Origin of the sequence: Flavobacterium sp. (assembly GCF_043756175.1) — a bacterium.
GTDB lineage: Bacteria > Bacteroidota > Bacteroidia > Flavobacteriales > Flavobacteriaceae > Flavobacterium.
Genome location: NZ_JAYURN010000116.1, coordinates 24,720 through 34,946, shown reverse-complemented (window position 1 = coordinate 34,946; position 10,227 = coordinate 24,720). Strand labels below are relative to the sequence as shown.

General features: G+C 32.9%; 10 protein-coding genes. 7 read left to right on the top strand and 3 right to left on the bottom strand.

Annotated elements, in window-relative coordinates; all coding sequences use genetic code 11:
* The 3 genes from ACH2BP_RS09590 to ACH2BP_RS09580 form a co-directional block, all read right to left on the bottom strand.
* Positions 1–599 (bottom strand): hypothetical protein (locus ACH2BP_RS09590; protein ID WP_395059317.1); only part of this gene is annotated, 599 nt, incomplete at its 3' end.
* 146 nt (positions 600–745) lie between these two features.
* Positions 746–1,363 (bottom strand): ribosome biogenesis GTP-binding protein YihA/YsxC, encoded by a 618-nt coding sequence (gene yihA / locus ACH2BP_RS09585; protein ID WP_395059315.1) that lies wholly within the window; start codon positions 1,361–1,363, stop codon positions 746–748.
* Positions 1,364–1,420: 57 nt separating this feature from the next.
* A complete protein-coding gene (locus ACH2BP_RS09580; protein WP_395059313.1) occupies positions 1,421–2,185 on the bottom strand; it encodes an alpha/beta fold hydrolase in 765 nt (254 codons plus the stop codon).
* A gap of 236 nt (positions 2,186–2,421) precedes the next feature.
* Between ACH2BP_RS09580 and mraZ the strand changes: the two genes are divergently transcribed.
* Genes mraZ through murD form a run of 7 tightly spaced genes read left to right on the top strand, consistent with a single transcriptional unit; the run spans position 2,422 to position 10,189 of the window.
* Complete coding sequence (mraZ, locus tag ACH2BP_RS09575) at positions 2,422–2,895, top strand: division/cell wall cluster transcriptional repressor MraZ (RefSeq protein ID WP_395059311.1); 474 nt, start codon at positions 2,422–2,424, stop codon at positions 2,893–2,895.
* A complete protein-coding gene (rsmH, locus tag ACH2BP_RS09570) occupies positions 2,870–3,778 on the top strand; it encodes a 16S rRNA (cytosine(1402)-N(4))-methyltransferase RsmH (protein WP_395059309.1) in 909 nt (302 codons plus the stop codon). The genes mraZ and rsmH overlap by 26 nt, the downstream gene beginning before the upstream one ends.
* Complete coding sequence (locus tag ACH2BP_RS09565) at positions 3,778–4,119, top strand: FtsL-like putative cell division protein (protein ID WP_395059307.1); 342 nt, start codon at positions 3,778–3,780, stop codon at positions 4,117–4,119. Before rsmH ends, ACH2BP_RS09565 begins: the two co-directional genes overlap by 1 nt.
* Entirely contained in the window at positions 4,110–6,110 is a 2,001-nt protein-coding gene (locus ACH2BP_RS09560) for a penicillin-binding protein (RefSeq protein ID WP_395059305.1), read from the top strand. Before ACH2BP_RS09565 ends, ACH2BP_RS09560 begins: the two co-directional genes overlap by 10 nt.
* Position 6,111: 1 nt before the next feature.
* Positions 6,112–7,572 (top strand): UDP-N-acetylmuramoyl-L-alanyl-D-glutamate--2,6-diaminopimelate ligase, encoded by a 1,461-nt coding sequence (locus ACH2BP_RS09555; protein ID WP_395059303.1) that lies wholly within the window; start codon positions 6,112–6,114, stop codon positions 7,570–7,572.
* 54 nt (positions 7,573–7,626) lie between these two features.
* On the top strand, positions 7,627–8,856 hold the full coding sequence (gene mraY, locus ACH2BP_RS09550) for a phospho-N-acetylmuramoyl-pentapeptide-transferase (protein WP_395059301.1): 1,230 nt from the start codon (positions 7,627–7,629) through the stop codon (positions 8,854–8,856).
* A gap of 1 nt (position 8,857) precedes the next feature.
* Complete coding sequence (gene murD, locus ACH2BP_RS09545; RefSeq protein WP_395059299.1) at positions 8,858–10,189, top strand: UDP-N-acetylmuramoyl-L-alanine--D-glutamate ligase; 1,332 nt, start codon at positions 8,858–8,860, stop codon at positions 10,187–10,189.
* Positions 10,190–10,227 lie beyond the last annotated feature (38 nt).

Sequence of the window (10,227 nt, the reverse complement as noted above, 5' to 3'; positions counted from 1 at the left end):
TTTATAATACAATCGACTCTAAATAGTGCATCGCAACTAGAATCATGTAAAACTAATCTAGTATACTTTCCACAAGCAGTTCCTCCTCTTTTTCCATTATCAACTTTTATTTTTGTCCCTATTAGTGTTAAATATTCTAGCTTATCTTCGGGACAAGTTTTGCTGTTGCATTTTAATGAAGTTAACAGGATTTTTATGTTTTTTTTCTTTGCCAAATCTTTTACTAAAATAATAGTGTCCTTATGCTCGTTTGAAGAAAATCTTAAAGTATCTTTTAATCTGGCTTTAATTTTAAAATAGCCATCTCTTTTGGTAGTATAGTACAATTTATTTTTTTTAGGCATTTTAAAATAGCTGTTTCTTTTAGTAGCATATTGCATCTTATTTCTTCCAGACATTTTAAAATAGATTTTCGCCCAATAGAAATCTGGATCATTATCCATTTTATTGGTTAATTTGTTGATAGTATCATTAATAACTATGCTTGCTTCACTATTCCCGTTTGTAGAATCTATAACCACACCTCTAATTACAACTCTCTGACTGTATGTTAGATTACAAAAAAATAAGATAATTGCAGATAAAAGTATTTTTTTCATTTTTATATAAATATAGTTTGTTATTACTATAGATGTCATTTTTACTAAAAAGGTTGGGGAAAAAAATAGCGACTTTCAAAAATAATTGAAAATCGCTATTCTATTTAATGTATTGTGAATTTATACTTTTGCTAAAATAATGCCAATTAAAAACCATTTTCTTTAAAAATCTCCTGATTTACTTCATCTATATAACTTAAAAGACTTTCTTTTCCGGTATGTTCCGTTGCAGAAGTTACAAAATGATGTGGCATTTCTGCCCAATTGTTAGCAAGTAAAGCTTTGCGATAAGCAGCAACATGTTGGTCTACTTTTCCTTTGCTAATTTTGTCGGCTTTAGTAAAAACAATACAAAATGGCAATTCGATTTCGCCAAGATATGTGATAAATTCTAAATCTATTTGTTGTGCTTCGTGACGAATATCTATCAATACAAAAGCACAAACGAGTTGTTCTCTTTTCTCGAAATAATCGGTAATAAATTGCTGAAATACTTCTTTAGTTCTTTTCGAAACTTTGGCATAACCATAACCTGGCAAATCGACAAGAAACCAGTTATTGTTTATCTTAAAATGATTTATTAACTGTGTTTTTCCTGGTCTTCCAGAAGTTTTAGCCAAACTTTTGTGGTTGGTCAACATGTTTATTAACGATGATTTCCCAACGTTAGATCGTCCAATAAAAGCGTATTCTGGTAAGCGTTCTTGCGGACACAAACTCACAATGGAATTGCTTATAATAAATTCGGCAGTATTAATTTTCATTTAATATGTTTTACGCTAAAATAGCGGTATAATTATTTTTTTAGACTAAGTCAGTTTTTAATGTTCTGCTTTTGTAGTCAACCATTCATCAAGCAAACGGTTAAACTCGTCTGGATGTTCCATCATTGCTGCGTGACCACATTTCTCAATCCAATATAAGGTCGAATTGGGTAATAACTTATGAAATTCTTCGGCAACATTTGGTGGAGTTACTCCATCATTTCTGCCCCAAATAATTCCAGTAGGAACATGCATTTTTGGCAAATCTTTGGCCATGTTGTGACGAATGGCGCTTTTGGCAATAGTTAACGTTTTTATCAATTTTATTCGGTCATTTACAGTATTGTAAACATCATCTATAATTTCTTTTGTAGCAATAGCAGGATCGTAAAAAACGCCTTCTGCTTTTTTTCTAATATATTCGTAATCACCACGTTTTGGGTAGCTATCACCCATGGCGCTTTCGTAAAGCCCTGAACTTCCTGTAATTACAAGACCAGAAACGCGTTCTGGATACATTTTTGTAAAGTACAAAGCAATGTGTCCACCCAATGAATTTCCTACTAGAATTACTCTATCAAAACCTTTGAAAGTGATAAAATCTTTAACATATTTAGAGAAAGCTTTTACGTTAGTTTTCAATATGTTTTGTGTGTATAATGGCAATTGCGGTATAACAACTTTATAGCCTTTTGCAGGAAAATAATTAGCAACACCGTCAAAATTACTTAAGCCACCCATTAATCCGTGCAAAATAATAATCGGAGTTCCTTCTCCAGCCTCAAAATATTCGTATTTACCTTCTTTCTTCAAGTTATCCACAGTCAATAATTTTGTCTTTAAATAGGTGCAAATATAGGACTAAAATACGAAATATAAATCTTGTCTTTTTTTATAACATCATTTTTGTGTTAATAAGTCGTAAATATTGATTCTTCTTGATTTTGTATTTGTTTAGGACTAAAAATACCAAAACTTATCAACAAAGTGGTATTTTGTGGTAAAAGGTGGTAAATAATTATTTATATTTGCTAACAATCATATAAAATCATAACTACTTGAATACCATTGTAGGAACATACGAATGTAAGGTCGATTCTAAAGGAAGGCTCATGATGCCTAATCCTTTGAAGAAGCAGCTAAACGAGTCTTTGAAAGAAGGCTTTGTTTTGAAGCGTTCGGTTTTTCAGCAATGTTTGGAATTATATCCAATGCAAGAATGGAATTTGATGATGCAAAAAATAAATAAACTGAATCGATTTGTAAAAAAGAACAACGATTTCATTCGACGTTTTACAGCTGGTGTTCGTGTAATTGAAATTGATGCGACGGGGCGATTGTTAATTCCAAAAGATTTAGCTGTTTTCGCTTCGGTTTCAAAAGATATTGTATTGTCATCGGCAGTAAATATCATTGAAATTTGGGACAAAGATTTATATGAAAAAGCGATTGATGATTCGGTGGTGGATTTTGCGGATTTGGCAGAAGAAGTAATGGGTAACGTAAATGACGATGACAATGGAATATCATAATCCAGTTTTACTAAAAGAAACGGTCGATGGTTTAAATATTAAGCCAGACGGAGTGTATGTAGATGTGACTTTTGGTGGTGGCGGACATTCGAAAGAGATTTTGTCAAGACTTGGTCCTGATGGAAAATTATTTGGTTTCGATCAAGATGAAGACGCTTGGGAAAATGCTTTGCCAGACGAAAGATTTACATTAATACAAGAAAATTTTAGATATATAAAAAGGTTTTTACGTTTTAACGGAATTAAAAAAGTAGATGGAATTCTTGCTGATTTAGGCGTTTCTTCCCATCAGTTTGACGTTCCTGAAAGAGGATTTTCTACTCGTTTTGATGCTGAGTTGGATATGAGAATGAGTAAAAAAAATGATTTAACGGCTTTCAATATTGTTAATGAATATGACGAAGCAAACTTACGTCGAATTTTTTCTGAATACGGAGAATTAGGAAATGCTTTGGCAATTGCACGAGCTATTATTGAAGCTCGTGAAAAAGAAAAAATAGTAAACACAGAAGATTTAAAACAAGTTTTAGCGAGATTTTTACCGAATAATAAAGCGCATAAAATTTTGGCTCAAATATACCAATCTATTCGTATTGAGGTAAATCAAGAAATGGATGTTTTGAGAGAATTTTTAGAGCAATCATTAGAAGTTTTAGGAGAAGGCGGAAGATTAAGTGTTATTTCTTATCATTCCTTAGAAGACCGATTGGTAAAAAGATTCATGAAAAATGGATTGTTTGAAGGAGAGCCTGAAAAAGATTTCTTCGGACGTTTCGAAGTTCCTTTCAAATTAATTGGAAAAATGATTATTCCGTCAAACGAGGAAATTAAAATAAACAATCGTGCTCGAAGTGCAAAACTAAGAATCGCAGAGAAAAAGTAATGAAAGGCAATATTTATAACATATTAAAAGCAAGATTTCTTGTCAATGAAGACGCTACGAAAAACTGGCGTTTCATTGTGTTTCTGCTTTTGTTGGCTATAATCATGATTGCAAATACACATAGTTACGAGAAAAAGATTTTCAAAATTGCCGATTTAACAGATAATGTCAAAGAATTACGTTCAGAGTTTGTAGACCGACGTTCGGAATTAATGAAAATAAAAATGGAATCGACGGTGGCCGAAAAAATGTTTAGTAAAGGAATTTTACCATCATCGGTACCACCAAAAAAAATAAAAGTAACCAAAGAAAAAACCGCTTGGGATAAACTATGGCAATAGAAGATAGAAATATTTTAAAACGTATCTACGTAATTGCAATAGTTATTTTAATTATGGTAACTGCTGTAAGTATAAAGCTCACTAATATACAGTGGGTTGAAGGTGATTATTACAGAAAATTAGCCAAAGAAAGGTCTATCAAAAATTTTGTAATTCCTGCCAATCGTGGGAATGTATATTCTTCCGATGGAAGTTTGCTTGCAACTTCAATTCCTAAATATACCATTCGTTTTGATGCTTTGGCGCCAAACAAAGAAAATTTCGATGCTTATATTGAAGATTTATCGGATTCACTTTCGGTATTACTAAAAAAATCTTCTAGTACTTATTTGAATGATTTCAGAAAGGCTAGAGCGAATAAAAACAGATATTTTCTTTTGGCAAAAGATTTGAGTTATACCCAATATGCGACGGTCAAAAATTTCCCATTATTCAAACTTGGACCAAACAAAGGTGGCATGATTACCGAGCAAAGAACCGTTCGGGAACATCCTATCGGAAAAATTGCAGCAAGAACAATAGGTTATGAACGTTATGACGACAATGGAAATTTATTGCCTGTAGGAATAGAAGGAGCTTTCGGAAAATACCTAAATGGTAAAGATGGTAAAGTTTTAAAACAAAAAATCGCACAAGGACAATGGAAACCTATTCGTGATAATAACGAAGTCGAACCACAAGATGGCTATGATATCGTTTCAACGATTGATGTTTATATTCAAGACATTGCACACCACGCTTTACTGAAACAATTAATAGAATATGATGCCGATCATGGTTGTGTTGTGGTTATGGAAACCAAAACAGGTGCCGTAAAAGCGATTTCTAATCTAGGAAAAGACAAGGACGGATCTTATTATGAAACCATAAATTATGCTGTTGGAGAATCTCACGAGCCAGGTTCTACATTCAAATTAGTGGATTTAATTGCTCTTATAGATGACAATAAAATCGACACTAGCAAAGTGTATAACAGTAACGGTGGTGAGATTACGTATCGTGGTCGTAAAGTTAGAGATTCTCACGAAGGCGGTTACGGAAAAATATCATTAGCTAAAGGATTCGAAGTGTCTTCTAACACGATTATGGTGCAAGCGGTTTATGAAAATTATAAAAACAATCCAAAACAATTTACAGACAGAATTGTAAATTTAGGTTTAAATAAACCACTTGGATTACCATTTAAAGGAGAAGGGATTCCAGTAATACCACAACCGTCTGATAAAAATTGGAGTGCAATCTCACTTCCGTGGATGGCATTCGGGTACGGAGTTTCAGTAACGCCATTACAAACATTAACCTTATATAACGCCATTGCAAATAATGGCGAAATGATAAAACCAATTTTTGTTCAAGAAGTTAAAGAATGGAATAAAACCATCAAAATATTCGAGAAACAAGTCATTAATCCAAAAATATGCTCTGACGAAACTTTGAAAAAAGTAAGAGCTATACTGAAAAATGTAGTTAAAAAAGGAACAGGTTCTAAACTATATTCTAAAGATTTTTCGATGGCTGGAAAAACAGGAACGGCACAAGTAGATTATCACAAAGGACAAGGAAATATGTATTATGCTTCTTCATTTACGGGTTATTTTCCAGCAGAAAATCCTAAATATTCTTGCATTGTGGTGGTTCATAAACCAAATACTTCCAAAAATAATTATTACGGAGCCGATGTTGCAGGACCAGTTTTCAAACGGATTGCGCAAAAAGTTTTTACCGATGTGCCATCAACTAACATAGTAAAAAACCTAAAAAAGAACAATCCGGTTCAAGACAAAAATTATTTGATTTACAATGATAAAGTAAATAAAAAACCAATATCGATACCAAATTTGCGTGGTATGTCTGGAATGGATGCGGTGGCGTTACTCGAAAATTTAGGAATGAAAGTAAAAGCTATCGGCGTTGGAAAGGTAAAAAAACAATCGATACAAGCAGGTCAACCAATATTAAAAAACAATACAATAATTTTAGAATTGTCATAAAATGGTTTTAAAAGAAATTTTATATAAAGTAGCTCTCGAAGTTGTTCACGGTTCAACCGATGTCGCTGTGCATAATATTCATTTTGATTCTCGAAAAATAGAGTCAAATGATGTATTTGTGGCAATTCGTGGTTCGGTTTCAAACGGACATGAGTTTATCGACAAAGCCATTTCGTTGGGTGCTTCCGTGATTATTTGCGATACATTACCAACGGATTTGTTATCACAAATTACTTATGTAAAAGTAAAAGACACAAATGCAGCTTTGGCATATCTAGCAACAAATTTTTATGATAATCCATCACAGAAATTGCAATTAGTTGGTATAACAGGAACAAACGGCAAAACCACGATTGCCTCATTATTATATCAATTATTCAAAAAAGCAGGTTTCAAAGTTGGATTGCTTTCTACTGTAAAAATTTTAGTTGATGAAGTAGAACATAAAGCAACACACACCACACCAGATTCATTAACAATCAATTACTATCTAGATAAAATGGTTGAAGCTGGTTGCGAATATTGCTTTATGGAAGTAAGTTCACACGGAATTCATCAAAAACGTACCGAAGGTTTACAATTTGTAGGCGGCGTTTTTACAAACTTATCTCACGATCATTTAGATTATCACCCAACATTTGCAGAGTATCGCGACGTGAAGAAATCATTCTTCGATAATTTACCTAAAAACGCATTTGCTTTATCTAATATAGATGATAAAAATGGTTCCGTAATGATGCAAAATACCAAGGCAAGAAAATTGTCTTATGCATTAAAAACGTATGCCGATTATAAAGCCATTATTATCGAAAATCAGTTAAGCGGATTGTTATTGAAAGTAAACGAACAAGAATTTTGGGTTCGATTGATAGGAACTTTCAATGCATATAATTTATTGGCAATTTATGGCGTAGCCATCGAATTAGGAATCGAAAAGTTAGAAGTTTTAAGGCTTTTGTCAGAATTAGAAAGTGTTTCAGGACGTTTTCAATTTATAGTTTCAAAAGAAAATATCACTGCAATTGTCGATTATGCACACACGCCTGATGCTTTAGAAAATGTGTTGAGCACCATTAATGACATTCGTACAAGAAACGAACAATTAATTACCATTGTAGGTTGTGGCGGTGATCGTGACAAAACAAAAAGACCAATTATGGCAAATATCGCTTCGGAAATGAGTGATAAGGCTATTCTTACTTCTGATAATCCAAGGACCGAAAATCCTGAAGCAATTATTGCCGAAATGGAAGCTGGAATTACAACTGTAAATTATAAAAAATACATGGCCATTACCGATAGAAAACAAGCCATAAAAACTGCTTGTCAGTTAGCACAACCTAACGATATTATTCTCATTGCAGGAAAAGGACATGAAACATATCAAGAAATAAACGGCGTACGTCATGATTTTGATGACATGCAAATTGTAAAAGAAATTTTAGAACAACTAAACAAATAAAGTTCAATCGTTGATTCGTTTAACCAAATCAACAATAACCAAATAAAGAAGAATATGCTATACTATTTATTCGAATACTTAGACAAATATTTTGATTTTCCAGGAGCTGGAGTTTTTCAATATATCACATTTAGATCAGCATTAGCAATTATTATGTCATTGCTTATTTCGACTATTTTCGGAAAAAGAGTTATTAGTTATTTAAGTCGTTTGCAAGTAGGGGAGACAGTAAGAGAATTAGGTCTAGAAGGACAAACTCAAAAAGCTGGAACACCAACAATGGGTGGGTTAATTATTATATTTTCAACCTTGCTTCCTGTTCTTTTATTAGCGAAACTGAATAATATTTATATCATTCTTCTAATCGTAACCACACTTTGGATGGGAGCTATTGGATTTCTTGATGATTACATAAAAATTTTCAAAAAAGATAAAGCAGGATTAAAAGGAATTTTTAAAGTAATTGGCCAAGTTGGATTAGGTATTATTGTAGGAGCTACTTTATATTTTCATCAAGATGTAACTATCCGTAAGGATATTGATAAAAATAAAATCGAAATCAATTCGACCCAAAACACAGTGAACTCAGTTTCTTTAGATGAAAAATCGACCGCAACAACCATTCCTTTTTTTAAAAATAATGAATTTGATTATGCCGAATTATTAGCCTGGACAGGCGATGGTTATCAGAATTATGCATGGTTAATTTTTATTCCAATCGTAATTTTTATCATTGTTGCTGTTTCAAACGGAGCCAATCTAACCGATGGGATTGATGGTTTAGCAGCAGGGACTTCGGCCATTTCAGTTATTGCTTTGGGAGTTTTTACATTCGTTTCTGGAAATATTATTTTCTCTAATTATCTCAATATTATGTTTATCCCAAATTCGGGAGAAATGACAGTTTTTATTGCCGCATTCGTAGGAGCGTTAGTCGGATTTTTGTGGTATAATAGTTACCCAGCAGCTGTATTTATGGGAGATACAGGAAGTTTAACTATAGGCGGAATTATAGCCGTTTTAGCAATTGCAGTTCGAAAAGAAATGCTAATTCCAGTTATTTGCGGGATTTTTCTTGCCGAAAATTTATCGGTGGTTTTACAAGTTTCTTATTTTAAATATACTAAAAAGCGTTTTGGCGAAGGTCGACGAATCTTTCTTATGTCGCCTTTGCATCATCATTATCAAAAGAAAGGATACCACGAAAGCAAAATCGTCACCCGTTTCTGGATTGTCGGGATTTTATTGGCGATAGTGTCAATAGTAACTTTAAAATTACGATAATATGAGATTAGTAATTCTTGGAGGAGGAGAAAGCGGTGTTGGCACAGCGATTCTTGGTAAGAAGAAAGGATATGATGTCTTTGTTTCTGATTTTGGAAAAATAAAAAACAATTACAAAGAAGTCTTAATCCTTAATAAAATCAAGTTTGAAGATGAGCAACATACCGAAGATTTAATTCTAAATGCCGATGTAGTGATGAAAAGTCCAGGAATTCCTGACAAATCTCCCATCGTAAAGAAATTGAAAGTAAAAAACATTCCAGTTATTTCTGAAATTGAGTTTACGGCACAGTATACAAATGCTACAACTGTAGGAATTACTGGAAGTAATGGTAAAACAACAACGACAATGTTGGTGTATCATTTGTTAAAACAAGGCGGGTTAAATGTTGGACTTGCTGGAAATATAGGTAAAAGTTTTGCTTGGCAAGTTTCCGAAGATAAACATGATGTTTATGCGCTGGAATTAAGCAGTTTTCAGTTGGACGGAATAAAAAATTATAAACCACATATTGCTATAATTACAAATATTAGTCCAGATCATTTAGACAGATATGATTATAATTATGAAAAATATATAGAGTCGAAATTCAGAATCACAATGAATCAAACAGAAGAGGATTATTTGATTTATGATGCTGATGACGAAGCCATAAGTAATTGGTTAAAGAACAACAAAACAAGAGCGAAATTAGTTCCGTTTTCATTAATAAAACAATTTGAATTTGGCGCTTACGAAGCAGAAAATAATATAAATATAAATACCAATAACGACCCATTTGTTATGCAAACATCTCAACTATCTCTCGAAGGAAAACACAACGTAAAAAACGCTTTGGCAGCTACTTCTGTGGCGCAATTATTAAAAATCAGAAAAGCGACCATACGTGAGAGTCTGGCTGATTTTCAAGGTGTCGAGCATCGTTTAGAAAAAGTGCTTAAAATTCAAAATGTACAATACATCAACGATTCTAAGGCAACAAACGTAAATGCTACTTTTTATGCTTTAGACAGTATGACATCGCCAACTGTTTGGATTGTAGGTGGTGTAGATAAAGGTAATGACTATTCAGAATTGATGGAATTGGTAAATAAAAACGTAAAAGCTATCATTTGTTTAGGTGTAGATAACAAAAAAATAATCGAAGCATTTCGAAATGTTGTAGATGAATTAATTGAAGTTTCTTCTATGACTGATGCCGTTCGTCAAGCATATAAATTGGCAGAAAAAGGAGATGCAGTTTTATTGTCTCCAGCTTGTGCTAGTTTTGATTTGTTCGAAAATTATGAAGACAGAGGTCGTCAATTTAAACAAGCAGTTCAAAATTTGTAACGAGGTTTTTCGAATAACCAAATTAACGCATAACCGCA